The organism is Massilia rhizosphaerae (genome assembly GCF_016093545.1).
GTDB classification, from domain to species: Bacteria; Pseudomonadota; Gammaproteobacteria; order Burkholderiales; family Burkholderiaceae_D; genus Telluria; species Telluria rhizosphaerae.
Window position 1 is genome coordinate 203,945 of sequence record NZ_JADKYX010000009.1, and the last position, 25,288, is coordinate 229,232.

At 66.6% G+C, this 25,288-nt stretch carries 25 protein-coding genes; 10 read left to right on the forward strand and 15 right to left on the reverse strand.

Features of this window, described 5'->3' with window-relative positions; genetic code table 11:
- Positions 1-17: 17 nt before the first annotated feature.
- Positions 18-1,607, reverse strand: coding sequence for a tetratricopeptide repeat protein (locus ISF28_RS15480; protein ID WP_198118060.1), 1,590 nt, complete (start codon positions 1,605-1,607; stop codon positions 18-20).
- A 467-nt stretch (positions 1,608-2,074) separates the two neighbouring features.
- On the opposite strand from ISF28_RS15480, the gene ISF28_RS15485 reads away from it, so the two are divergent.
- From ISF28_RS15485 to ISF28_RS15530, 10 genes are all read left to right on the forward strand, one after another.
- Positions 2,075-3,148 carry a porin gene (locus tag ISF28_RS15485; RefSeq protein WP_198118061.1) on the forward strand — a complete coding sequence of 358 codons (1,074 nt, stop codon included), beginning with the start codon at positions 2,075-2,077 and terminating at the stop codon, positions 3,146-3,148.
- A gap of 183 nt (positions 3,149-3,331) precedes the next feature.
- Complete coding sequence (locus ISF28_RS15490) at positions 3,332-4,012, forward strand: DUF484 family protein (RefSeq protein ID WP_198118062.1); 681 nt, start codon at positions 3,332-3,334, stop codon at positions 4,010-4,012.
- A gap of 1 nt (position 4,013) precedes the next feature.
- Positions 4,014-4,973: a tyrosine recombinase XerC gene (locus ISF28_RS15495; protein ID WP_198118063.1), complete on the forward strand. Its 960-nt coding sequence runs from the start codon at positions 4,014-4,016 to the stop codon at positions 4,971-4,973.
- Positions 4,974-5,093: 120 nt separating this feature from the next.
- Entirely contained in the window at positions 5,094-6,143 is a 1,050-nt protein-coding gene (locus ISF28_RS15500) for a CobW family GTP-binding protein (protein WP_198118064.1), read from the forward strand.
- A gap of 150 nt (positions 6,144-6,293) precedes the next feature.
- Positions 6,294-6,746, forward strand: a complete 453-nt coding sequence (dksA, locus tag ISF28_RS15505) for an RNA polymerase-binding protein DksA (RefSeq protein WP_198118065.1) — start codon at positions 6,294-6,296, stop codon at positions 6,744-6,746.
- A gap of 215 nt (positions 6,747-6,961) precedes the next feature.
- The gene (locus ISF28_RS15510; protein ID WP_198118066.1) at positions 6,962-8,326 is read left to right on the forward strand and encodes an STAS domain-containing protein; all 1,365 of its coding nucleotides are present in this window, start codon (positions 6,962-6,964) and stop codon (positions 8,324-8,326) included.
- A gap of 107 nt (positions 8,327-8,433) precedes the next feature.
- Complete coding sequence (hslV, locus tag ISF28_RS15515) at positions 8,434-8,970, forward strand: ATP-dependent protease subunit HslV (protein ID WP_036231052.1); 537 nt, start codon at positions 8,434-8,436, stop codon at positions 8,968-8,970.
- Between the two features lie 37 nt (positions 8,971-9,007).
- Positions 9,008-10,342 (forward strand): ATP-dependent protease ATPase subunit HslU, encoded by a 1,335-nt coding sequence (gene hslU / locus ISF28_RS15520; RefSeq protein ID WP_198118067.1) that lies wholly within the window; start codon positions 9,008-9,010, stop codon positions 10,340-10,342.
- 21 nt (positions 10,343-10,363) lie between these two features.
- Positions 10,364-10,561, forward strand: coding sequence for a hypothetical protein (locus tag ISF28_RS15525; protein WP_198118068.1), 198 nt, complete (start codon positions 10,364-10,366; stop codon positions 10,559-10,561).
- Positions 10,562-10,734: 173 nt separating this feature from the next.
- The gene (locus ISF28_RS15530; RefSeq protein WP_198118069.1) at positions 10,735-11,466 is read left to right on the forward strand and encodes a helix-turn-helix domain-containing protein; all 732 of its coding nucleotides are present in this window, start codon (positions 10,735-10,737) and stop codon (positions 11,464-11,466) included.
- 15 nt (positions 11,467-11,481) lie between these two features.
- On the opposite strand, the gene ISF28_RS15535 is transcribed toward ISF28_RS15530, so the two are convergent.
- The 14 genes from ISF28_RS15535 to ISF28_RS15600 all read right to left on the reverse strand — a co-directional run bounded on the left by ISF28_RS15535 (position 11,482) and on the right by ISF28_RS15600 (position 25,279).
- Complete coding sequence (locus ISF28_RS15535; RefSeq protein ID WP_198118070.1) at positions 11,482-12,207, reverse strand: type II secretion system protein N; 726 nt, start codon at positions 12,205-12,207, stop codon at positions 11,482-11,484.
- Between the two features lie 11 nt (positions 12,208-12,218).
- Complete coding sequence (gene gspF / locus ISF28_RS15540) at positions 12,219-13,439, reverse strand: type II secretion system inner membrane protein GspF (RefSeq protein WP_198118071.1); 1,221 nt, start codon at positions 13,437-13,439, stop codon at positions 12,219-12,221.
- A 3-nt stretch (positions 13,440-13,442) separates the two neighbouring features.
- Entirely contained in the window at positions 13,443-14,867 is a 1,425-nt protein-coding gene (gspE, locus tag ISF28_RS15545) for a type II secretion system ATPase GspE (RefSeq protein ID WP_198118072.1), read from the reverse strand.
- Positions 14,868-14,873: 6 nt separating this feature from the next.
- Positions 14,874-17,228, reverse strand: coding sequence for a type II secretion system secretin GspD (gspD, locus tag ISF28_RS15550; RefSeq protein ID WP_229519109.1), 2,355 nt, complete (start codon positions 17,226-17,228; stop codon positions 14,874-14,876).
- Entirely contained in the window at positions 17,225-17,998 is a 774-nt protein-coding gene (gspN, locus tag ISF28_RS15555; RefSeq protein ID WP_198118073.1) for a type II secretion system protein N, read from the reverse strand. Before gspN ends, gspD begins: the two co-directional genes overlap by 4 nt.
- Positions 17,995-18,513 (reverse strand): type II secretion system protein M, encoded by a 519-nt coding sequence (locus ISF28_RS15560; protein WP_198118074.1) that lies wholly within the window; start codon positions 18,511-18,513, stop codon positions 17,995-17,997. The genes gspN and ISF28_RS15560 overlap by 4 nt, the downstream gene beginning before the upstream one ends.
- Positions 18,510-19,721: a type II secretion system protein GspL gene (gene gspL, locus ISF28_RS15565; RefSeq protein ID WP_198118075.1), complete on the reverse strand. Its 1,212-nt coding sequence runs from the start codon at positions 19,719-19,721 to the stop codon at positions 18,510-18,512. Before gspL ends, ISF28_RS15560 begins: the two co-directional genes overlap by 4 nt.
- An 80-nt stretch (positions 19,722-19,801) precedes the next feature.
- Positions 19,802-20,794 carry a type II secretion system minor pseudopilin GspK gene (gene gspK, locus ISF28_RS15570; RefSeq protein ID WP_198118076.1) on the reverse strand — a complete coding sequence of 331 codons (993 nt, stop codon included), beginning with the start codon at positions 20,792-20,794 and terminating at the stop codon, positions 19,802-19,804.
- Positions 20,791-21,474, reverse strand: a complete 684-nt coding sequence (locus tag ISF28_RS15575; RefSeq protein WP_198118077.1) for a PulJ/GspJ family protein — start codon at positions 21,472-21,474, stop codon at positions 20,791-20,793. Before ISF28_RS15575 ends, gspK begins: the two co-directional genes overlap by 4 nt.
- A complete protein-coding gene (gspI, locus tag ISF28_RS15580) occupies positions 21,471-21,857 on the reverse strand; it encodes a type II secretion system minor pseudopilin GspI (protein WP_229519110.1) in 387 nt (128 codons plus the stop codon). The genes ISF28_RS15575 and gspI overlap by 4 nt, the downstream gene beginning before the upstream one ends.
- 20 nt (positions 21,858-21,877) lie before the next feature.
- Complete coding sequence (locus tag ISF28_RS15585) at positions 21,878-22,381, reverse strand: GspH/FimT family pseudopilin (RefSeq protein WP_198118078.1); 504 nt, start codon at positions 22,379-22,381, stop codon at positions 21,878-21,880.
- Positions 22,382-22,394: 13 nt separating this feature from the next.
- A complete protein-coding gene (gene gspG, locus ISF28_RS15590) occupies positions 22,395-22,853 on the reverse strand; it encodes a type II secretion system major pseudopilin GspG (RefSeq protein WP_198118079.1) in 459 nt (152 codons plus the stop codon).
- A gap of 175 nt (positions 22,854-23,028) precedes the next feature.
- Entirely contained in the window at positions 23,029-23,790 is a 762-nt protein-coding gene (locus ISF28_RS15595; protein ID WP_198118080.1) for a HesA/MoeB/ThiF family protein, read from the reverse strand.
- A 31-nt stretch (positions 23,791-23,821) separates the two neighbouring features.
- A complete protein-coding gene (locus ISF28_RS15600; RefSeq protein WP_198118081.1) occupies positions 23,822-25,279 on the reverse strand; it encodes a S41 family peptidase in 1,458 nt (485 codons plus the stop codon).
- Positions 25,280-25,288: the final 9 nt, after the last annotated feature.

Below are 25,288 nucleotides of genomic sequence, written 5' to 3' on the forward strand. Positions count from 1 at the left end.
CGCCCTGGCCGCGCCCTTCACGCGGCCAGCGAATAATCCCCGTCCGGCGCCGGGGCGGCCTCGTCGCCCTCGTCCTGCGCAGCTGCGGTCGCCTCGGGCAGCAGGCTGCGCAACCGGTACAGCCGCTGGCGGTAATTCCCTTCCGGACCGCCCGGACCGCAATCGACGTGTTCGAACACGAGTGCGACGCGGTCGAGCAACTGGCGTTCCTGCGCCGTTTCGACCGAGATCAGGCGGCGCCGGCTGCGACCGTAGCTGGCGCGGATGTCGATCACCAGGCAGTGGCCGCGGTCGGCGTTGCGGATGTCCAGCAGCAGCGCCTCGGCCCGGCTCAGGCCGAACGCCACGGCCAGCTCCAGGCGCGCAGCCAGCAGCGGATGCGAGGCCAGGTCCCGTCCCGCCGTCAGCGCAGCCAGGTCGGCCCAGGCGCCGGGCTGGCGCGGCGCCAGCTTGCGCAAGGCGGCCGCCGCCTTGGGACACCCCTGCGCCGCCGCCTTCTGCAGCCAGAACAGGGCGCGCACGTCATTGCTTTCGTTTTCGCGCCGCGCCCGCCATGCCGCGTTCCCGCATTCGAGCTGGGCATCCCGATAGCCCATCTCCGCCGCACGCTCCAGGTATTTCTGCGCTTCCAGGACATTGCGCTGCGAAAACTCCGGTTTTATATAGATGCGCGACAAGGCATACCAGGCCTCGGCCAGGCCCTGCTCGCCCGCCAGCGTCAGCCAGCGCACGGCCTTCTTGAAGTTGGCCGCGCCATGGCTGCCGGGAATGCGCTTGCCGTCGACCCGCATGCGGGCGCACCACAGGCCGAGTGCGAACTGGGCATGGCGGTCCTGCTCGTCCGCGGCGATTTCCCAGAACCTGAGCAATTCTTCCTGGCCGACGTCGTGCGGCGCCTCGTTCCCCTCGACCAGCCGGGCGCAGCGCGACAGCAGCAGCACTTCGTCCGGCGCCAGCCGGGCGGCCGTATGGTCCTGGGCCGCGTCGGAACCGGCCAGGGTGCGCGCCAGCGGGAGCGCGCGTTCCAGCCAGGCGGCCCAGCGGCCCGCCTGCCAGTCCTGTTCGAGCAGCGCGAACTGGGCGGCGCCGACGCCGCTGTCGGCCGCCTGGCGCAGCCAGCGCTGACCGGCCGGGCTGGCCAAGGGCGGACGGGCCGCCGGTGCGTCCGTCTCGGGCGGCGCGGCGCCGTGTTCGCGCGCGAGCAGCCACTGCGCTTCCGGAAAGCCGGCCCGGGCCGCGTCTTCCAGGGCCAGCAAGGCCTTGGCGCGCTCGGCCGGCGTGCACTGGCCGCCGCGCGCCGCGCCCAGCACCAGTTGTGCATAGACGAGTCCGGCGCGCACGAGGCCGCCGTCGTACGCGCGCTCATACCAGCCGGTCACCGGCTGCGGATTGTCACGGGCGAGATCGACCGGGATATGGTTACCGATCAATTGCCACGCTTCGACACAACCTTGCTGTGCAGCACGGTCGAGCCAATGAAGGGCCGTGGGCAGGCTCCTCGGCAGACCGGCACTGCCGAACAGATAGAGCCGCCCCAGGGCCAGTTGCGATTCGGCGCGTCCGGCACGTGCGCCGCGGATGACCGCCAATTCTTCACGATTTGCCATCGTTCTCTTCTGGATGTTGAGACGCCTAAGAAATATACGCAACATAATGCATGCAGATGCACGCAAGATCGCCTGCGATGTGCTACCGATGAGCTCATGTGGCGCGCAATGCGGCAGCAATGGACGTCGGATGGGGCAGAGTCTAAAGCCGCGTCGGCGCGATTCGCCTGCGATTCCAAAGGCCTTTGAGCCAGCACAAACCCTGCCGTGGCACGGGGACAGAATGATGATGTTTGGAAACTTAAACGGGGCTTAAGGTGCGCGCGTGGGGGCCGCAGCCGCGTTTCAAAAATACAACAGCACGATTGGATTTATTGGCTTTCGACCAAGTGCAACAGTCATAATTGACAAATCAAACAATCTTGACGCATTAAGCATTTAAGGTTCACACATCCGAGTGTTCAGCAACTAATAAAAATCTCAATGCTCTCTGGATTCCTCCGATTCACTTTTTAGGATAAAAATAGATGAAAAAAACCCTCGTAGCAGCCGCTCTGCTCGGCGCATTCGCCAGCGTGGCGCAAGCCCAAACCGCTGTGCAAATCTACGGCACGGTCGACGTCGGCATGATCAAGCGCACCGGCGAGACCATGAACATCGGCAAGCGCGCCTCGAACACCCTGGGCTTCAAGGGTACCGAAGACCTGGGCAACGGCCTGAAAGCGCTGTTCCAGGTTGAAATGCGTTACGACCCGGACACCGGCACCACCGAAAACAACGGCCGTCCGCTGTTCCAGGGCCAGACCCGCGTCGGCCTGCAGGGTGACTTCGGTATGGTCCGCCTGGGCCGTGGCCTGACCCCGTTCCAGGAAGTCGTCGGTTCGTTCGAACCGTGGCACGGCCTGGCAAGCCCGGCCGGCTTCTACACCGACATCTCGGTCGCCGGCTACAAATCGGCTCCGCTGGACGTCGGCGGCGTCGGTCCGAACAGCAACCGTATCTCGAACGCGATCTTCTATAACTCGCCGGTCACCAACGGCTTCCAGGTGAACGCTGCCTGGGCCACGAAAGAAGCCAACGGCGGCGGCGTGACCGGCGTCGGCGCCGGCGCTGCCACCTACGCTCCGGGCGCACAGGCTTCGGCCAACCCGTTCTCGATCGCCGGTACCTACAACAACGGTCCGGCCGCCGCGATGCTGGCTTACGAGCGCAACGCCGTCGAATCGAAGGTCTGGTCGGTCGCAGGTTCGTTCTCGGTGACCCCGGAACTGAAACTGATGGGTACCTACTCGCACCAGAACATGGAGCACACCAACACCGAGCGTCCGACCATCAAGGGCGCGGAACTCGGTGCAACCTACGCTGTCGGCCCGGGCAAGGTGCTGGCTGGCTTCGGTCTGAAGAAGCAGGAAGAAAACGTCCGTCTGCACGACCTGATCACGCGCCAGTACTCGCTGGGCTACGAGTACAGCCTGTCGAAGCGTACGTACCTGTACGTCGACGCATCGCGCAAGACGAACATCTTCAACCAGGCGACCGGCGCCTCTGCTGCCAACTCGACCGTCAACCACTACGACGTGGGCCTGAACCACTCGTTCTAAGCTGACACCGCGGGGGCAACCCCGCTTCAGCCTCCGCAAGGGCGGACTCGGGCAACCGGGTCCGCCCTTGTTGCATCCGGCACCGCGATGCTGATGCGGCGACGGTACAGTGCCAACAGGAAATCTGTGCCGACCCATTGCTGTCGGTTAAAATGAACGGTCTACCCATCTCGCAAGCCGCACATGACCGCCGCAACATTGGATTCCACTGCCGTCGCCCAATACCTGGTCGACCATCCGCAGTTTTTCGTCGAGCACGCCGCCCTGCTGGGCGAAGTAAAGCTGTCGAGCCCGCTTACCGGACGTACGGTATCGCTGCAGGAGCGCCAGATGGAAGTCATGCGCGACAAGTACCGGGCCCTGGAACTGCGCCTGTCCGAGCTGGTGCGCCACGCCGAGGAAAACGCGGCCATCGCCAACCGCTTCCACGGCTGGACCCGGCAATTGCTGCGCACCCGCGCACACGCCGACATCCCGAGCGCGGTGGCCGACGGCCTGGTCGAGCACTTCATCGTGCCGCAAGCCACGCTGCGTCTGTGGAAACTGCCCGCCGAACATGCGGATGCGTGGTACACGAACGGCGTGTCCGAGGACGTGCGCCTGTTCGCCAGCAGCCTGCGCGCGCCCTACTGCGGCCCGAACAAGGAATTCGAAGCGGTGGGCTGGCTGGCCGGCGCCGAACCGGCCGGCGCGGACACCGTGCGCTCGACCGTCCTGCTGCCGTTGCGTACCGGCGCCAGCGCCTTCGGCCTGCTCGTGCTCGGTTCGCCGGATCCGGACCGCTTCAGCGCCGCCATGGCGACGGATTTCCTCGTCCACATCGGCGAGACGGCCAGCACCGCCCTCGCCCCGCTGCTCGGCTGACATGGACACGCCGGCCGACGACTGGACCGGCCGCTACCTGGCGGAGCTGAAGACGCAGCGCCAGTTGTCCGGACACACGATCGCCGCCTACGGCCGCGACCTGGCCGAACTTGCCCGGCTCGCCGGTCTGCCGGAGCAGGCCGACTGGACCCGACTGACCCATTTCGACATCCGCCGCTGCGCCGCGAAGCTGCACGCCGAAGGACAAAGCGCGGCGTCGATTGCCCGCAAGCTGTCCGGCTGGCGCGGCTTCTTCGACTGGCTGGCGCGCCACCTTCCCCTGGCGGCCAACCCGGCCGACGGCGTGCGCGCGCCGCGCCGCGCCAAGCGGCTCCCCAAGGCGCTGGCCGTCGACGCCGCCGTCCAGCTGATGGAGCAGGCGGCGCCCGGCGCAGGGACGCCCGGCCATGCCGAACCCGCGGAACTGTGCGACCGCGCCATGTTCGAGCTGCTGTACTCGAGCGGCCTGCGCGTATCCGAGCTGGCCGGCCTCGACGTGCACCACGTCCCCGCCAGGGACGGCATGCCGGCCTCGCTCGGCTGGCTGGAACTGGAGGCGCAGGAAGTGGTCGTCACCGGCAAGGGCAACAAGATGCGCCGCGTGCCCGTGGGCGGTCCGGCACGCGCGGCGCTGGAAACCTGGCTGGCCGCGCGTCCGCCGGCACGCGACGGCAGCGCCGCCCTGTTCCTGTCGACGCGGGACACCCGCATCACCCCGCGGGTCGTGCAATACCGCCTGAAGGCCCATGCGCAAAAGGCCGGCATGCCCGTCCACGTGCACCCGCACGTGCTGCGCCACTCGTTCGCCTCGCACCTGCTGCAATCCTCGGGCGACCTGCGCGCCGTACAGGAACTGCTGGGCCACGCCAGCATCACCTCGACCCAGATCTACACGTCGCTCGACTTCCAGCACCTGGCCGCCGTCTACGACAAGGCCCATCCACGCGCAAAACGCAAATAAGCGGCAAATAAAGCACCCGCCAGGCAGGCACGGCGTGGCAGGTGGTGACGAGTCGCAAATTCCGGCATAATCTTCCGATTCCCCGCAGCCGGAACGGCTCACACCATTGGACAGCGACATATGGAATTGATCCCTAGCACTATCCTGACCGGCTTCCTCGGCGCCGGCAAAACCACGTTGCTCAATCGTATCCTGCAGGAAGAGCACGGCATGCGCATCGCCGTCATCGAAAATGAGTTTGGCCAGGAAAACATCGACAACGAAATCCTCGTGCAAGACTCCAGCGAGCAGATCGTCGAGATGAACAACGGCTGCATCTGCTGCACCGTGCGCGGCGACCTGATCGTGGCGTTAACTAACCTGGCGCGCAAGCGCGAGGCCGGCGAGATCCGGTTCGACCGCGTCGTCATCGAGACGACGGGTCTCGCCAATCCGGGCCCGGTGGCCCAGACGTTCTTCGTCGACGAAGAAGTCGGCGCTCACTATCTGCTGGACGCCGTCGTCACCGTCGTCGATGCGCGCCATGCCATGGAACAGCTGGACCGCCACGAGGAAGCCCAGCGCCAGGTCGGTTTCGCCGACAAGATCCTGCTGTCCAAGCTCGACCTCGTGGACACGTCCGCCGCGGAAGAGCTCAAGGCCCGCATCCGCCGCATCAACCCGCGCGCGCCGATCAGCACGTCGGATTTCGGCCGCGCGCCGATCGGCGACGTGCTCGACCTGCGCGGTTTCAACCTGAACGACAAGCTGGAGCTGGACCCGGCTTTCCTCACCGCCGACGAGGCGCACGATCATGAGCATGGTCACGACCACGACCACGTGCATACCGAAGCCTGCGACCACAGCCACGATCACCACCATGGCCACCACAGCGACGACATCGCGGCCTTCGTGTTCAAGAGCGAACGCGCGTTCGACCCCGAGCGTCTGGATCAATTTCTCGGTAGCATGGTCCAAGTATTCGGCCCGAATATGCTGCGTTATAAAGGCGTGCTGTCGATGGCCGGCGCGGATCGCAAGGTCGTCTTCCAAGGCGTGCATCAAATCATGGGCAGCGACCTCGGTGCAAAGTGGGCGGATGGCGAACCACGCGGGAGTAAGATGGTGTTTATTGGTAAAAATTTACCTAGAGATGTCTTTATTCGCGGATTGGAACAGTGTTTGGTATAAACTACTCCGGTTCTATGGTGCATGCACCGAGTGGTTTGAACGACTGAACAACGGTCAAGGCAGTTGGCCCGGCACGCACACCGAAGCAACGGTGGCCGCTGAGTTAGCTGATAAAATGGAAACTCTGTCGTATCAAAGGTAAGTGAAGTCATGACTAAAACAACGAAACCGAATCCCGTTGCGCAGCCCGAAGAACGCCTCCTGACGGAAGAAGAAATTCGGGCCATGAGCGACGACGACTACATGAACCCGGCCCAGCTGGCGTTCTTCAAGAACCGCCTGCAGGAGCTCGAAAAGGAACTGCTGAAAAACGCAGGCGAAACGACGGAACACCTGCGCGAAACGGTGCTCGTTCCCGATCCGGCCGACCGCGCCACCATCGAGGAAGAACACGCGCTGGAGCTGCGTACCCGCGACCGCGAGCGCAAGCTGCTCAAGAAGGTTCAGCAATCGCTGGCCGCGATCGAGTCCGGCGAGTACGGCTGGTGCGAGGAAACCGGCGAACCGATCGGTATCCCGCGCCTGATCGCCCGCCCGACGGCGACGCTGTCGCTGGAAGCCCAGCAGCGCCGCGAGCTGAAGCAGAAACTGTACGGTGACTGATCGCCGTGCGCTCCCATGAAAAAGCATGCGCTCGCCGCATGCTTTTTTACTTTTGGGGCCCATCTGCCGGGCACGGTTTCGTGCGCACGGATTATTTCCTATCGGATACACTAGTGGGATCGCCGCTAGGTTGACGCAGCTCAGGCGTGCGCACGGTATCATCCGCGCCGCCATGCTAATGTCTCGACCGGCACACGACGGCAGACAAGGACGGGATGGGGCTCTTCGATTTCCTGAAGAAAAAAAGCGACGCACCGCTTGCGGGTGCGGGCGCACGCCCGCGCCGCCACGATAGTCCGCTCACGGCGGGTCCCGTCACGCGGCAGGCACTCGATACGGAGGCGGAACGCGAACGCCAGCGTGAAATCGCCCGCGCCACCGCCGCCAAGATCGACGAGATCGAACTGGAGATGACGTCCGCCATCTTCGACGACGACGCCTGGGCCGGCAGCCGGCGTCCTCCGGCTGCCGCGGCGTCCGGTGCCATCGGTACCGACGGTACGCCCCAGGCCGACCAGAACACGGATATCCTGCTGGGCCCGGACGACTTGCCGGACGCGGCCGCCATCCCGTCCACCGCGCCCGTCGTCGAGGAAGCGGCGATCCTGTACGCCAACGACCAGCTCGAGGCCGCCGCCCTGCTCCTGCGCACGAGTGTGCACGACCAGGGCGGCGGCGCGGGCGAACGCCTGCCGTGGTGGATGCTGTTCGACCTGTACCAGATCCTGGGCCTGGAACACGATTTCGAGAGCATCGCGATCGACTACGCCAGCCATTTCGAAACGTCGCCGCCCACCTACCATCCGTTTGCGCAGACGCCACGCACCCTCGCCGGCTCCGCGCTGGACACGCAGTTTTCCGGCGCGATCCCGACCGCGAGCCTGTCCGGCCGCCTGGACGACGGCGCCGATGCCCGTGCGCAGCTCGCGCGCGCGCTGGCGGCCTCGTCGAGCCCGCTCGTGCGGCTCGAATTCCAGGCGGTGACCGAAGTGACGCCGGCGGGCTGCGTGCTGCTGCTGGACACGCTGCAGGCCCTGCGCAAGGCGGAACGCGAGCTGGTGCTGGCGGGCGCCGAACACCTCGTCGCCGTGTTGCGCCCCATGCTGGCCATCGGCGACCGCGCCGCCGGGGAAGCCCCCTGGCTGCTGTTGCTGGAACTGTTGCTGCTGACGAACCGCGAAAAGGATTTCGAAGAAACCGCGATGGATTATTGCGTCACGTTCGAAGTCTCGCCGCCGTCGTTCGAGGCGCCGAAACGCAGCGTCGCGAACGGTGTCCGGCATCCGGCCGCCGGCCCGGCGACGGCCAGCGACCGCTTCCTGCTGCCGGCCGTGATCCGGGGCGACAGCACCGCGCTGCTGGCCGCCATCGCCGGCCACGCGACGGGCTCCCTCGTGCTGGACGGCTCCCGGCTCGCGCGCATCGATTATGCGGCCGCAAACGCCCTCGCCGTGCAGTTGCGGACCTTGGCGCAGGACGGGCGCGAGGTCGTGTTGCGCGACCTGAACCATCTCGTCGCCGTCCTGCTGCGCCTGCTTGGCATCGGCGACCAGGTGCGCCTGTACGCGCACAAGTATTGACGTCACCGGAGGTGTGCCGGGTATCAATTGACGCTCAGATATGATCCAGTCTTGCAATTTCGTCTGACATCCCCACTTGCGGTGGGCAGATCAACCACGAGGCAAATATGGAACAATTTCACGGCACGACGATCGTCAGCGTACGGCGCGGCAACCAGGTCGCGCTCGGCGGCGATGGACAAGTCACCCTGGGCAACGTCGTCATGAAGGGCTCCGCGCGCAAGGTGCGCAAGCTCTACCAGAACAAGGTGCTGTGCGGCTTTGCCGGCGGCACGGCCGACGCCTTTACCCTGCTCGACCGCTTCGAAGCGAAACTGGAAAAACACCAGGGCAATCTGCTGCGCGCCTCGGTCGAACTGGCCAAGGACTGGCGCACCGACCGCGTGCTGCGCCGCCTGGAAGCGATGCTGCTGGTGGCCGACCGCGAAAAGACCCTGATCATCACCGGCAACGGCGACGTGCTCGAACCGGAAGACGGCATCGGCGCGATCGGCTCGGGCGGCATCTACGCCCAGTCGGCCGCCAAGGCCTTGCAGGAAAACACGGATCTCGCCCCGGCCGACGTGGTCAAGAAAGCGCTGACCATCGCGGGCGAACTGTGCATCTACACGAATATGTCGCACATCATCGAGACGCTGGAATAACGGCCTCTCCCGCAAGCAAGCATTCATGAGCACAACTATGAACATGACTCCGTCCGAAATCGTCTCGGAACTCGACAAACACGTCGTCGGCCAAGGCAAGGCCAAGCGCGCCGTATCGATCGCGCTGCGCAACCGCTGGCGCCGCCAGCAGGTCGAGGAACCGCTGCGCCACGAGATCACCCCGAAAAACATCCTCATGATCGGCCCGACCGGCGTCGGCAAGACCGAGATCGCGCGCCGCCTGGCCAAGCTGGCCGACGCGCCGTTCATCAAGGTCGAAGCGACCAAGTTCACCGAGGTCGGCTATGTCGGCCGCGACGTCGACACCATCATCCGCGACCTGATCGACATCGGCATCAAGCAGACCCGCGCCAGCGAAATGAAGAAGGTGCGCCAGCGCGCGGAGGACGCGGCCGAGGACCGCATCATCGACATCCTCGTGCCGCCGGCGCGCGACTTCGGCTTCAACGTCAGCAACGACAGCAAGGACGGCGGCGACGCCACGCGCCAGACCTTCCGCAAGCGCCTGCGCGAAGGCGCCCTGGACGACAAGGAAGTCGAGATCGACGTGGCCGAGTCCGCGCCCCAGATGGAAATCATGGCGCCGCCGGGCATGGAAGAAATGACGGAACAGATCAAGTCGATGTTCGCCGGCGTCGGGGCCGGGCGCAAGAAGCCCCGCAAGATGAAGGTGAAGGAGGCGATGAAGCTGCTCGTCGACGAGGAAGCCGCCAAGCTCATCAACGAAGACGAGATGAAGCAGAAGGCGATCGCCAACGTCGAGCAGAACGGCATCGTGTTCCTGGACGAGGTCGACAAGATCGCGTCGCGTTCGGAACACGGCGGCGCCGACGTCTCGCGCGCGGGCGTGCAACGCGACCTGCTGCCGCTCGTCGAAGGCACGACGGTCAACACGAAATACGGCATGATCAAGACGGACCACATCCTGTTCATCGCCTCGGGCGCGTTCCACCTGTCCAAGCCGTCGGACCTGATCCCCGAGCTGCAGGGCCGCTTCCCGATCCGCGTCGAACTCGAATCGCTGTCGATCGACGATTTCAAGAGCATCCTGACCTCGACCGACGCTAGTTTGACCAAGCAGTACGAAGCCCTGCTGGCGACGGAAGGCGTGCAGCTGGAATTCTCCGGCGACGGCATCCACCGCCTGGCGGAGATCGCGTATTCCGTCAACGAGCGCACCGAGAACATCGGCGCGCGCCGCCTGTACACGGTGATGGAAAAGCTGCTGGAAGAGATCTCGTACTCGGCCACCGACAAGTCCGGACAGACCCTCGTCATCGACGCGGCCTACGTCAACGAGCGCCTGGACGCGCTGGCGGTCAACGAAGACCTGTCGCGCTACGTGCTGTAACGCGGCGCAAAGGCGGCGGCGATGGCGAACAAGGCCCTGGCAACCCGGCAGAAAATGCGGCTGCGCATCGAGCCGTCGCCGCCGCTCAAACCCCGCAACCCGTTCGCCGGCTTCGCCAAGGCGCGCGCGGCCGGCTCGCACGCGAAGACCACGGCCAGCGAACGGCTGGCCGCCAAGCGTGCGCTCAAAAAGGTCAAGCTGGAGCCGGACGAGGACTGAGCGCGCCGGCATGTTTTGATTCGCATCAGGACGCTAACCGGACCCAACAAGCGGTCCCGCTCCCGCGCGGGCGATGGCCCCTTGCTGGACTCGACATTTCTTGAACTGGCCTGCCTTCTTCTGTACATTCGTTAGCGTCGAGTTGACGAACGAAAACACTGAAACGGCCCCCCATGAGCTCCCCCGACATGTTGCTGGACGTGCTGCGCGCGGAACTGCGCGCGGCCGGGATCACCTACAAGATGCTGGCCGACCGCATCGCGATGAGCGAATCGAGCATCAAGCGCATGTTCGGCCAGAAGGACATGACCCTGTCGCGCCTGGCCCAGATCTGCCAGGCGGCCGGCATCGCCATGGAAGACGTGCTGCGACGCGCCGCCGATGCGCGCCCCCAGGCCGACACGCTGACCCTCGTCCAGGAAACGGCCCTCGTGGCCAATCCGCGCCTGCTGCTCGTCGCGATCTGTTGCCTGGGGCATTGGAGCCTGGAGCAAGTGGTCGAGACCTATCGTTTGACCGAACCGGAATGCATCGGCCTGCTCGTGGAGCTCGACCGGCTCGGCGTGATCGAACTGAAGCCGCTGAACCGCTACACGCTGCGGGTCTCGAACGCCTTCCGCTGGCTGCCGGACGGGCCCGTGCAGCGCTTCTTCCGCACGCACGTCGTCGAGGATTATTTCACGGGCCGCTTCGACGGTGCCGGCGAAACGTTGATGTGCCTGCCCGCGCGCCTGTCGTTGGCAAGCGCCGCCGAGCTGGCGGAAAAAATCCACCAGTTGGCCGGCGAACTGGCGCGCATGCATCGCAACGACCGCCGGCTGCCCCCGCAGGAGCGCGACGGTTTTACGTTGCTGGTGGGATTTCGTTCGTGGGAATTTTCCGCGTTCACCGCGCTCAGGCGTTAAAACGCCGAGCGCCGCTCACTGCGTATTCGGCTGTCCGGCCGGATTCTCGGTGCCGCGCGTCTGCGGCGGCATCGGGACCTGGTTCGGCGTTCCATTGATCGGGTTCGGATTCGCGGGCGGCGGATTGTCGTGCGCGCCGACGTCGCCCGGATTCGTCATCGACGGCTGGGGCTGGGGCTGGACGGCACCCGGCGCCATCGGCGGTTCCGGCACGGCCGCTTCATTCACCTGCGTCGGCTGCACGGCCGGTGCGACCGTGATCGGCTGGGGCTGCGGGAAGTTCGGCTGGGCATTCGGCTGTTGCGCACCCGGCGGGGCGGCGCCCGGGCCGTTCATCGGTGCCGCGGGCTTCGTATCCGTGGCCAGGTCGACGCGCTTCATCACGCCGCCATCGGACAGCATCACATAATGGGGGTGGACTTCCGCCAGCGTGACGCCCGGCGCCAGTTCCTTGCCCACCTTCAGCGCTTTCGGCGGCGAGCCTTCGGCGACGATGATCGCCACGCTGCTGTTCCCGTCCGCCACCACGCCCGTCAACTGGTAATTGGCCGCGCTCGCCACCGGCTGGCCACCGAACAGCGTTGCGGCGGCATCGATGGCCGGATCGGGCTGACCGGTCTGCGGCACCGCCGCGAGCGGACGCTGCGGCGGTTGATACAGTTGCAGGATCCAGTACGCGAGCGACGCCGCCAGCAGGATCACGCCCAGCAGGCTCAGGAGTAAGGGCAAGCGTTTGTTCATCAGTTTCCTTGTCACTGCACCAACTGGTTGATTTCAATGATCGGCATCAGCACGGCCAGCACGATCAAGAGCACGACGAGACCCATGGCCAGGATCAGCACCGGTTCCAGCAGGCCGGCGATGGTCAGCGTGCGCCGCTCGAGCTCGGCCTGCTGCGAATTCGACGCCCGTTCGAGCATGGCCGGCAACTCGCCCGTGATCTCGCCCGCGCGGATCATGTGCACCAGCATCGGCGGAAACAGCTTTTGCGCCGACAGTGCGCGCGCCAGGCTGACGCCTTCGCGCACGCTGCCCGTCGCCTGCTCCACCAGGTCCTTCATCGCCACGTTCGACAACGTGTCGCGGCTCGTTTCGAGCGCGCGCAGGATGGGCACGCCCGAGCCGGTCGTGATCGCCAGAGTGCTGGCGAAGCGGGTCGTGTTCAGGCTGCGCTCGAACTTGCCGTACACGGGCGCGTTCAACAGCCACGTATGCCAGGCGTGCTTGAGCGTCGGGTTCTGCAGCGCGCGGCGCCACGCGAACCAGGCCGCGATGACGACCAGCGCAACATAGATCCCGTAAGCGCGCGTAAAGTTCGACACGCCGAGCATGAGGATCGTCAGGAACGGCAGCTTCTGCTTGGTGTTCGCGAACACCGAGACGATCTGCGGCACGACATACGTCAGCAGGAAGATCACGATCGCGAACGCGACGACCGTGACGATGGCCGGATACGTGAAGGCCAGCCGCACCCGCTGCACGAGGGCATTGCGGCGTTCGATGTAGTCGGCCAGGCGCGACAGCACGCGCGACAACTGGCCGATCTGTTCGCCGGACGCGACGAGGGCGCGGTAGATCTCGGCGAAGTCGCGCGGATGGCGCGCCAGCGCGCTGGAGAACGACGCGCCGCCCATCACTTCGGAGCGGATCGACGCGATCAGGTCGCGCACGTACGCGCGCTCGGCCTGTTCCAGCAGCGCCGTGAACGCTTGCTCGAGCGGCAGGCCGGCTTCCAGCAGGCTGGCGAGCTGGCGCGTGAACAGGGCGAGTTCGACCTGGGACAGGCGCTCGCCGAAGCCGCGCGCGCGCGCCGCCCCGCTTTCGTCGACCTGGGCCGCGATGGCTTCCACGGTCAGCGGCGTCAATCCCTGCAGGCGCAGGTCGGCGCGCGCGGCACGGGGGCTGTCGGCGTTCAGGACGCCCTTGCGGGTGACGCCACCGGCGTCGACGGCTTCGTAGCGGAAGGCTGGCATCGATCAATCCGCCTTGGTCACGCGGACCAGTTCGGCTTCCGTCGTGATGCCTTCGCGCACCCACCGTTCGCCGTCGTCGCGCATGGTCTTCATGCCGCATTTCAGCGCGGTGTCGCGGATTTCGGCCTCGGCAGCCTGGTTGTGGATCTGCGAACGGATCTGCTCGTTCGTCTCCAGCAATTCGTACACGCCGACCCGGCCGTGGAAGCCCGTGTGGCCGCAGCGCTCGCAGCCGACCGCCACCCACTGCCCGCCTTCCTGGCGCTTGCAATGGGGGCACAGCTTGCGCACGAGACGCTGCGCCATCACGCCCAGCAGCGACGACGACAGCAGGAACGGTTCGATGCCCATGTCCAGCAGGCGGGTCACGGCCGCGGCGGCGTCGTTCGTGTGCAAGGTCGCCAGCACGAGGTGGCCCGTCAGCGACGCCTGCACGGCGATCTGGGCCGTTTCGAGGTCGCGGATCTCGCCGATCATGATGACGTCCGGGTCCTGGCGCAGGATCGCGCGCAGGGCCTTACCGAAGGTCATGTCGATGCGGGCATTGACCTGCGTCTGGCCGATGCCGGGCAGGTCGTATTCGATCGGGTCTTCCACCGTCATGATGTTGGTGGTGCTCGAATTCAGGCGCGACAGCGACGCGTACAGGGTCGTCGTCTTGCCGGAACCGGTCGGGCCCGTGACGAGGACGATGCCGTGCGGTTGATTGATCAGCTTGTCGAACTGCGGCAGCATCTGCCCGCTCATGCCCAGGTGGCTCAGGTCGAGCCGGCCCGCTTCCTTGTCGAGCAGACGCAGCACGGCGCGCTCGCCGTGGCCCGTCGGCAGGGTCGACACGCGCACGTCGACGGGCTTGCCGCCGATGCGCAGCGTGATGCGGCCGTCCTGGGGCAGGCGTTTTTCCGCGATGTCGAGCTGGGACATGATCTTGATACGCGAGATCAGCGACGCGTGGATGGCCTTGCGCGGCCGCACGATGTCGCGCAGCGCGCCGTCGATGCGGAAACGCACGACGGACGTCTGCTCGAACGGTTCGATGTGGATGTCCGACGCGCCTTCGCGCAGCGATTGCGTCAGCAGCGCGTTGATCATGCGGATCACCGGCGCGTCGTCGGACGACTCCAGCAAGTCCTCGATCGCGGGCACGTCCTGCAGCAGCTTGGTGAGATCGAGGTCGGCGTCGAACTCGTCCGCGACCTGCGACGCGTCGCCGCCGGCAGACTGGTAGGCGGCGGCGATGGCCGATTCCAGTTCGGCGCGTTCCATTCGCCGCAGCGTGATGCGCCCGAAGCGGCGCGAGACCTCGGCGATCGCCGCGGGCTTGGTCGCGTTCGAGACCAGCACTTCGACGGCTTGGGCCGGGTCGCCGTTGGAACGCGCCAGCACGCCGTAATCACGGGCGAACGCGAAGGGCAACAAGTTATTCATCGTCTGTCAGTTCTGTTGGGCCGGTGTCGCCGGCCGGTATTCGGGCTGCGCGGGCTGCACCGGACGGAACTCCGGCACGCTCGGTGCGGCCGGCGGCTTCGGCTGGCTCGTGCCCGGCCCGGTGGCGGCGCCGGGACGCGCGGTGACGGGCGCCGGCGGCGGCATCGCGGCCATCGCGCCGCCCGCGGGCGGCTGGCCGTTGGTCAGCTTGGGTAGCAGCGGCGCGCCGACGTTCTTCAGCAGCACCGTGTCGTCGACCGGCTGCGCCATCTCGCCGGCGGCGTGCATGTATTCGTAGCGGTCCATCGAGATGCTGTCGTTCTGCTCCTTGCTGCGCACGACGACCGGGCGCAGGAACACCATCAGGTTGCGCTTGGTCCGGGTCCGCGTGCGGTATTTGAACAGATTGCCGATGATCGGAATGTCGCCCAGTCCGCGCGTCTTTTCGTTGTTCTCGGCTTCGTCGTCCGAGATCAGGCCGCCCAGCACGATGATCTGGCCATTGTCGGCCAACACATTGCTCTCGATCGCGCGCACGGTGGTCACGATGCCCGACGCCGAGCTGACGGAAGTGTCGATGCCCGAATTCTCATGGTAGATCGACAGCTTGATGGTACCGCCTTCCGAAATCTGCGGGCGCACCTTCAGCAGCAGGCCCACGTCCTTGCGGTCGACCGTCTGGAACGGGTTGCTCGCCCCGCTCGCGCCCGTCGTGAACGAGCCGGTGATGATCGGAATGTTCTGGCCGACCTTGATCGTCGCGAGCTCGTTGTCCAACGTGATCATGGTCGGTGTGGACAAGATGTTGGCGTGTCCCGTACTTTCAAGGGCATGCGCGATCGCACCCAGGCCCAGCTCGCCGTTCACCTGCTTGAACAGGCCGATCGACAGGCCGGTCGGGTTCGGAATGCCGGCGGCGCCGGTGGCGGCGCCGCCGGCCGAGCCGCTGATGCCCGTCGCCGCGGCCAGCGCCAGGTTGACGATGTTGTTGCTGCTGCCGCCCAGGTTGAACGACTGCAGGCCACCCGCGCGGTAGGCGCTGTTTTTGTTGCCGGTCAGGCCCACCCACTGCACGCCGAACTCGGACGCGTCGTTCGACGTGACCTCGACCACCAGCGCCTCGATATAGACCTGGGCGCGGCGCACGTCGAGCTGGTCGATGACGGCGCGCAGGTTGCGGTACACGGCGTCCGGCGCCGTGATGATGAGGCTGTTGGTCGACGCATCGGCCTGGATGAAGCCCGAACCCTGGCCGCCGCCGGCGCCGCCGGCCGTCGCCTGGCCCTGCTGCGCGAAGGTACCGCCCGTGCCGCCCATGCCGACACTGCTCTGCTGGCCTTGCTGGCCGCCCAGCCCGCCGGCGCCGGTGCCGCCGGTGGCGGTGGACTGGATCGAGCCGCCCGACGTGCCCTGCTGCTGCACCGGCACGGCCGACGCATCCTGCGAGACGACCGCACGCAGCGTCTGCGCGACCTTGCTGGCATCGGCGTTCTTGAGGTAGACCACGTGGATGTTGCCGAGTTCCGCCGTCGGCTGGTCCAGCTTGGCGATCAGGTTCTTCGCCATGTTCGCGCGGGCCGGGGTCGGCGCGCGCACGATGACGGAATTGGTGCGCGGATCGGCCAGCACGGTGACGCGGCCGGCATCGCCGCCGGCGGCCGGCTCCATCAGGCGCGTGACGAGCGTGGCGACGTCGCTGGCGATGCCGTTGCGGATCGGGACCACATCGAGGTCGCCCGTGGCCGGCGCGTCGAGCGCGGCGATGATCTTCGACAGGCGGCGCAGGTTGTCGGCGTAATCCGTGATCACGAGGCTGTTGTTGCCCGGATCGGCCATGATCGAGTTGTTCGGCGAGATCAGCGGACGCAGCACGGCCGTCAGGTTGGCGGCCGACTCGTGCTGCAGGCGATAGACCTGCGTGGCGATCTGGTCACCCTTGGCCCTGGAGCCGCCGATGCCGACCTGCGTGGGCGACGATTGCAGCTTCGCTTCCGCCTCCGGCACGACCTTGGCATAGCCGTCGCCCATGACGACGGCATATCCCTGCAGGCGCAGCGCCGAGGTCAGCAGGGCGAATGCCTGGGCCTTGGTCAGCGTCTTTTCCGATACCAGGGTCAATGTGCCCTTGACGCGCGGGTCGATGATGAAGGTCGTCCCCGTGTAATGGCCGATCGCCTTGATCACGGATTCCATGTCGGCGTTGACGAAGTTGAGCGCCGCGCCGCCGTTCTGGGCGAAGGCGGGCACGGCCGGGACGCTGGTGCCGACGAGGCAGCACACCATGGCCGCGGCCACGATGCGGCGCACGGCCGGGGGTTGCTTGGTGCTGCGGTAGCCAACTGGGTGGTTTGTTTTCATCATCTGAACTCTAACGCGATTATGTTCTTGCCGTTCACCATACGCCGTTGCCCCAGCAGGTTGAGCAGGTTGCCCAGCGTGTCTTCGTACTTGTCGGCCGCCGCTGCCTGTCCCGAGAAGTGCAGGCGACCATTTTCTAATGCTCCATTACCAGACAGCAAGAGCGCGCCGCTCACCGTACGCAGCACCACGTCGGCCCGCTGACCGTGCCAGTCCATGTCCATCTCGTAGCTGCCGAGCGGTTTGATCGGGCTCATACGCGATCCCATGTCGGTCAGCGAAAGCACCGTGTGTCCGCTCACCGCCACCGTATTGCCCTGACGAACGATGTCCAGCAAATTCCACGACAGCTTGATCGTGCCCGAGAGCGCGAGGGTGTTCAGGGGCGCGCCCAACCCGGCCAGGCCTTCGGCCGGCAACAGCAGCTGGCCGGCGCTGACCTGCCATTGCGACCAGCTGCCGCTGACGTGCACCGGCTGCGCCAGCGCCCGGTCGTTGGCGAGGTCCATGCTGACGTCGCCGAACAGCACCAGCGGCGACAGGCGCCAGGTAAAGCGTCCGGGCAGCAGCGGCGTGACGGCGCCGCCCTCGCCCGGCGCGCCACCGACAAAGGCTGAGCCGCGCCAAAGCGTACCCTGCGCATCCCCCAGAGTCAAACGACCGCCGGTCTGGCGTTCGACCATCGGGCCAATCCAGGCGGCCGGCAGGCATGCCAGCACGGTGACGATCACGGCCAGCGTCGGCAGCGCGATCCAGGCGAACGCGCGCTTCATTGGCCGCTGCCGGTGTTCTGGCGCAGCGTCAGGCTGGCGTCGACCTGGCCGGCGGCGGGCAGTGCGGTGACGGTGGCGTCCTGCACCAGCAAGCGATTGGCGCGGCGCTGCTCGTCCAGCCACGTGGCCAGGTTGGCGAACGATGCGTTATTCAGTTGCAGCTTGATGTACTCGCCGTTGATCGACAGCGATTCCGGATTCAGGCCGCGCCCCGACAGGCTGCTGCTGACGGCTTCGCGCGTGAGCGGCACGACGTGAACCTCGGGCGCCTGCGCCAGCGTGGTCGCTTCCTGGGCCATGGCCTGCAGTTCGGCGGCCTGCTTGTGCAACTGCGGCAACTGGCGGCGCAGTTGGGCGCGCCCTTCGATGGCCGGATCGACCAGCAGCAGATAGAGCAGCGCGGCCAGCACGACGGCGCCGCCGACCGCCAGGAAACGGCGCTCCTGCTCGGTGCGCGCGAGCCAGAGCGCCGTGGCGCGCTCGCGGTACTGGGCAATGGTGGTGACGATGCTCATGATTTGGCTCCCGTGCTGCGGATGACCCAGTTGCCCGGCGCCGCTTCTTCCAGCGTGAGCCGACGCGTGGCCAGGGCCGTGCGCAACTGCGCGGTCAAACCGGGGTCGACCGTTTCCGGTTTGACTTTGACGGTCAACGCGCGTTCGTGGTACTCGATTGACGTAATTCCAACCGGGCGACCAAGCGAGCGCGTCGCTTCGCCGAGCGCCGAGGCGAGATACGTGAATTCGTCGGGTGCCACGTCGCCCGTGTTGGCGCGCGCGCGGGCGATGTTCTGGCGCATCTGCAGCACCGGATCGAGAATCGTCGTCTCGCGCGGATAGACGTTGCGGAAGGTCTGCATCATCGACTGGCGGATCGTGGTGGCCTCGCGGCGCAGGCGCAGCCAGTCGACGTTCAGGCCGATCAGGTTGACGGCGACGGCCAGCGCGGCGAGTGCGATCGGCCAGCGCCAGCGGCGCCAGTCGCGCGTCGGGCTGCCGGCCGCGCCCAGGCCGCTCACGAGGTCCAGCGCGGTGGTCTTGGAGCCGGCGATCCAGTGCGTCCAGTCGTCGGCTTCGAGCAGGATGCCGGGGCCGGCATCCTGCGCCAATGCCTGGTATTCGCCCAGCTGGGCGGGCGGCACGTACAGCACGAGCGGCGCGTCGCCGCTGAACGCGCGCGCCGTCTGCAGCACGACGGACGGGGTGGCGTCGAGCGCGAGGCCGAAGCCCTGGAACAGGCTTTGGCGCAAGGTCAGCTCGACACCGGAAATGGCGGCCGCGACGCTGCCCGGCTGCAAAGGCAGGCACAGTTGCGCGGGCACGGCGGTGACAGCGCGCGCGCCCTGGACCAGCAGGCTTTTCACGATGGCTTCCAGCCAGTCGCGCTCGACGACGGCGATCGGCCGCGTGCCGTCGGGCTGCTCGGGCGCGGCCACGAGCACGGTGTCGAGGGGGTCGCCGAGGATGTGTTCTTCGACCAGGCCAGGCAGCGCGGCCTTCAGGCGCGCGCCGGACAGCGGCGGCGCCTGCACCGACAGCAGGGTGACGTCGGCCGCGGCCAGCAGCAGCACGATGCGGCGGCTCGTGCCGACCAGGTCGCCCAGGTTGCGCAGCGAACCTTCGCCATGCTGGTCGATCGCGCCGCCATCGGTAACGAGGGCGAAGCGGCACAACGCATGTTCACCTTCGGCGCGCGCAGGGTGCCGGATATAAAGTGTACTCAAACTGTCTCGCTTTCTCGATCTCTTGTTGGTCGTTTTAACATGCCCTGCGCTATCCCTCGAGACTTCCGTTAAACGTCAATTCAATACTGGCGGATCCACTCGACCTTCGGCCCGCCGCCCGCGACCAGCGTTCCAGAGCGGTGGATCAGCGCCTGCGCATCCAGCGCCGCGCGGTCCAGGCGGATGCGCGTGTCGACCAGGAACCATTCGCTTTTCACATCATACGTTTCATCCGTAAGCGGGCGGCCGTTGTCGCTGTTCACCTCGGACGAAAAATAGTTCTTGCCGCGCCACGCCGCCTGCTTGCGGCGCACGATCAGCGTGTTCGCTTCCGACACCGACATGTGCGGCACCAGGGCCGCCAGCACTTCCGCCGGTGCCGTGTTCACGTTGACCGGCGCCGGGTCCGGCAACACCGTCACGAACGGCCGTAGGCGCTCGACGATGGCCGGCGTCACGCCCGGCACCGCCAACAGGTCTTCCACTTCCAGTATCTTTACCGGCGCCCCGATCACGGGCGTGGCCTGCGGCTGCGTCGCCTGATCGCCATCCGGCGGCGCCGCGCCCGGCGGCAGCCCGGCTGCCACGAACGCCGCCACGCGCCGCGCAAGTCCCTGGTCCAGTTGCAGGTTGCGCAGCAGGCGCTCGAACACTTCGACTGCCACCTCGTTCGGATGCCCCTTGCTTATCCCCAGGTTGCGCAGATTGTAACGCGAGCATGCGTCGGTAATGTTGCCGGACAGGCTGGCATCGAACGTTTCGCCTTCGACGCGCTGGCGCTCCACGTATTGGTCGAGACGCGTTTCCGCCAGCGGCGTCGCCCACACCTGGTCGAGCGACGTGTATTGGCGGTGATCGATGCCGTCCTGGAACAGGACCAATGTCGCCCAGTCGAGCGCGCCGCGCAGGATCCACTTGGTCTGCAGGTGCAGGCGCTGGTTTTCCATCGAACGTACCTGCACCTGCTGTTGCCAGAACAGGCTGGCGACGATGGAGATGGCCAGCGTGGTGAGGAGCAGCGCCGTGATCACGGCCACGCCGCGTTCGCGCCAGGGCTGGTGCCGCAATCTCATGGTTCCCCCAGCAGGAAGGATTTGACCATCGGTGCCTGCAGGCCCTGGGCCTGCAACGCCACTTGCATGCCGGTCGGTTCGTTGGTCGGCTGCTGCGGTTGCGCCTGGTCGGACTGCTGCAGCGGCGCGGGCGCGATCGCGGCCTGCGCCGTGCCCGCGGCATTCGCGCCGGGATCGACGCCGCCCTGACGCCACGCATTATTGAGCCAGGTCGCGACCTGCATGCCCGTCACGCCGGTCTGCAGGGCCACGGCCGGGTTGGCATCGGCATCGCTGGTGACGGCCTGCCACAGCGCGTCGAGCTGGACCAGGTCGCGCGTCGGCGGCGACTCGCGCCGGATCAGCGTGCCGTTGACGATGCGGTAGGCCACCACCTGCAGCCGCGACGGCTGGTTTTCCGTGAACACTTCGCGCACGAGCGTAAAGCGGTCGGCGCCGATGAGGAGATAGGGCCGCTGGTCGACCACGTCGCGCTGGGCGATGTGCTCGCAATCGCTCTGCATCTGGGCGAAGGCCAGCTGCATGCCGCGCGTCGTCTCCATCTGCTGGGTGAGGGCCTTGCGCGCACGCACGATGCTGTCCAACCCGCGCCAGCCGAGCACGGCCACGATGGCCAGGATGCTGATCGCCACCAGCAGCTCCACGAGGGTGAAGCCGCGCGGCCGGAAGGAAGTCGTCATCGCCACGGTTTCAACACCAGTTGCACCAGCTTGACGATACGCCGGTTGGGGTTTTCGATGTTGAACACGGAGACCTCGACGCGGCGCAGGCGCGGGTTCGGGCTGGCGATGACTTCTTCCTGGCACACGAGGTGCAGGTCGCCCTGCGGGCAGTCGAAGCCGTGCTTGCCGATCTCCGGAAATTCCTTGCCGAGGCGGATCTGCACGAGCCGGTTCTCGGCCGACCACGTCGCCATCATCGAGGCACGCAGGTCGGCGCTGTTGGCCGTCAGGCTGCCGACGGCGCGCAGGCCCGCGCCCAGCGCCGTGCCCACGATGACGAGCGCCACGAGCACTTCCAGCAGCGTGAAGCCGCGGTGCCGGGTCGAAGATCGCATGCGCATGCTGTTCATCATCGGCCTGTTCATTCCACCGTGAAGTGTCCGACGCCGTCGGCGCGGATGGCGACGTGGTCGTTGCCGCTGGCCAGCGTGAGCACGAACGGCTTGTCGACCGGCTCCCTGCCGAACGTGATGCGCAGCGGATTGACGGTGCCCGCGCTGATCGGGTCCAGGAGCAGGTTCACCGGAGGGTTCTTGAAGTCGCGCTCGCGCAGCAGGTCGTCGTTCGTGATCGGCTGCCAGCGCGTTTCGGTGCGCACGAGGAAGTGGTAGCGCTCGGGCGTGGCCTCGAAGGCGACGAGGCGGTTGCGCACGATGGCCTCGTCGCGCGCCAGCTGCAGCAGCAGCGCGATACGCTGCGCCTCCTTCTGCAGGTCCTGGCGCGGACTCGGAATGGCGTTGAGGCTCGCGAGTCCGAGCGTGATGCCGATGATGACCATCACGACCATGATCTCCACCAGGGTGAAGCCGCCGCCGCGGGCCGGCGAACCGGGCCGGCGCGGCAGGCCCCGCGCGCGCGTGGTCATCGGAATGTCGGCGTTATTTGTTGTCCCACGAGCCGATGTCGGCATCCTCGCCGGTGCCGCCCGGCTGGCCGTCCGCGCCCAGTGAGTACACGTCGACCTCGCCGCCGTGCAGGCCGGGCGACAGGTACTGGTAAGGATTGCCCCACGGGTCCTTGGGCAGCTTCTCGAGATAGCCGCCTTCCTTCCAGCCGTTGGCGGCCGGGCCGCTGGTCGGCTTCTGGACGAGGGCTTGCAGGCCCTGCTCGGTGGTCGGATAGCGCTGGTTGTCGAGCTTGTACAGCTTGAGCGCGGACATCAGGGTGGCGATGTCGACGCGGGCCGCGGTCACGCGCGACTCGCCGGTGCGGCCCAGCAGCTTGGGCACGACGAGGGCGCCCAGGATGCCGATGATGACCACGACGACCATGATTTCGACGAGGGTGAAACCGCCCTGGCGGCGCTGCCGTGCGAAACGATGCTTGAAGTTCTGCATAGATGTGATGGATATGGTCGAAAAAGCAGTATAAGGCCGAACGGGACCGGATGACGTAAAAACGCGGTTGGAAAATCTTCCAACCCGTTCGGAAAATTTTCCAATTGTAAGATACACGACACCGATTGGCATCTTCGGTTGACTCCAGCCGCACGACAGGCCGGGCGCCGGCGGCTCATTCTACGCCAGGGCGTTCCGCGCAAACGGGGCAGCACGGGTTGCGCGCCACGCCGATCTCCGTCCACTCCATGCCGCGTCCGTCCAGCATCTGCAGCCGGCCGGCCAGCGAACGGCCGCTCCCGGCCAGCAGCTTCAAGGCCTCGGCCGCCTGCATGGCGCCGATGATGCCGACCAGCGGCGCGAACACGCCCATGGTGCTGCACGCCACCTCCTCGAACTTGCCGTCCTCCGGGAACAGGCAGGCATAGCAGGGAGAGGCGGGGTCGCGCACGTCGTACACCGAGATCTGGCCGTCGAAACGGATCGCGGCGCCCGCGACGAGCGGGACGCCGGCGGCCACGCAGGCGCGGTTGACGGCATGACGGGTGGCGAAGTTGTCGCTGCAGTCGAGTACGACATCGGCCGCGCGCACGAGTTCCCCTAAACGCGCGGCATTCGCGCGTTCGCGCAAGGCGACGACCTCGACGTCGGGATTGATCTGATGCAGGGCCTCGCGGCCGGACTCGACCTTGGATTGACCCACGCGCGCCGTCGTGTGCATCACCTGGCGCTGCAGGTTCGTCAGGTCGACGGTGTCGTCGTCGACGAGGGTCAGGCGGCCCACGCCGCCCGCGGCGAGATACAGCGCGGCCGGCGAGCCGAGGCCGCCGGCGCCGATCACGAGCACGCGCGCGCGCAGGAGGCGTTCCTGGCCTTCGATGCCGATTTCGTCGAGCAGGATATGGCGCGAATAGCGCAGCAGTTGCTGGTCGTTCATCGCCAGCCCGTTTCCATCGTCGCGGCGGCCATCATTTCTTCGGCAGGGGCGGTTTCGGCTCCGTGACCGGCGCCGGCTTGTCCTCGTCCGCATCCTCCTTGGCCAGTTCCACCTTGATGCCCTTGAAGTGATTGAGCGCCTGCGCCAGCTGGAAATCGTCCTTGCCGCCGAATTCGACCGGCTTGGCATGCTTCATCGCGGCCGCCGTGAACTGCTCTTCCTCGAGCTCGTCGCGGCGCGGCTTCGCGCTGGCGCTCTTGCTGCCGGCCGACTCGTTCGTCAGGTGGTGATCGAGGTCGGCTTCGCGCACGCGCACGGCGTTCAGGCCGTCGCCTTCCGGCGTTTCGTCGACCTTGATGTCGGGCACGATGCCCAGCGCCTGGATCGAACGGCCTTTCGGCGTGTAGTAGCGCGCCGTCGTCAGCTTGACGGCCGTGTCGGGCGTCAGCTGGCGCAAGGTCTGCACGGAGCCCTTGCCGAACGTCTGGCTGCCCATCACGATGGCGCGCTTGTAATCCTGCAGGGCACCTGCGACGATTTCCGACGCCGATGCCGAGCCCGTATTGACCAGCACCACCATCGGCACGGTTTTCAGGGCGGCCGGCAGCTTGGCGAGCGGATCGGCGCCCGGCTTGACGGCATAGAATTCGCGCCGGCCGTAGAACGTGGTGTTCGACTCGGCCAGCTGGCCCTTCGTCGACACGATCACGTCGTTCGCCGGCAGGAACGCGGCGGACACGCCGATCGCGCTCGGCAGCAGGCCGCCCGGATCGTTGCGCAGGTCCAGCACGAGCCCCTTGATGTTCGGGTTGCGGGCGTACAGGCCCTTCAGCTTGCCGGCGACTTCGTCGAGGGTCTCTTCCTGGAACTGGTTGATGCGCAGCCAGGCATAGCCGGGCTCGATCATCTTCGCCTTGACGCTGGCCACGTGGATTTCCTCGCGCTCGACGGGCACGACCCAAGGCGCGTCGGCGCCGCGGCGGGCGATGGTCAGCATCACCTTGCTGTGCGGCTCGCCGCGCATGCGCTTGATGGCGTCGTCCAGCGACAGGCCTTTCACGGGCACGTTGTCGATGCGGGTGATCAGGTCGCCGGCCTTGATGCCGGCGCGGTAGGCGGGCGAATCGTCGATGGGAGAGACGATCTTGACGTAGCCGTCTTCCATCGCGATCTCGATGCCGAGGCCGACGAAGCGGCCCTGCACCTCTTCGCGCATCTCGGCGAAATCCTTCTGGTCCAGGTACATCGAGTGCGGATCGAGCGAATTCACCATGCCGGCGATGGCGTCCGACAACAGCTTTTTATCGTCGACCTTCTCGACATAATCGCTCTTGATCAGGGCGTACACGTCGGCCAGCTGGCGCAGCTCGTCGAGCGGAAGCGGGGCGTCGCCGCCCTTTTGCGCCAGCGCCGAGTACTGGACCGAGGCGGCCACCCCGGCCACCATGCCGAGGCCGATCAGACCGAGGTTCTTGAGTTTCTTGCCCATGCTTGTTCC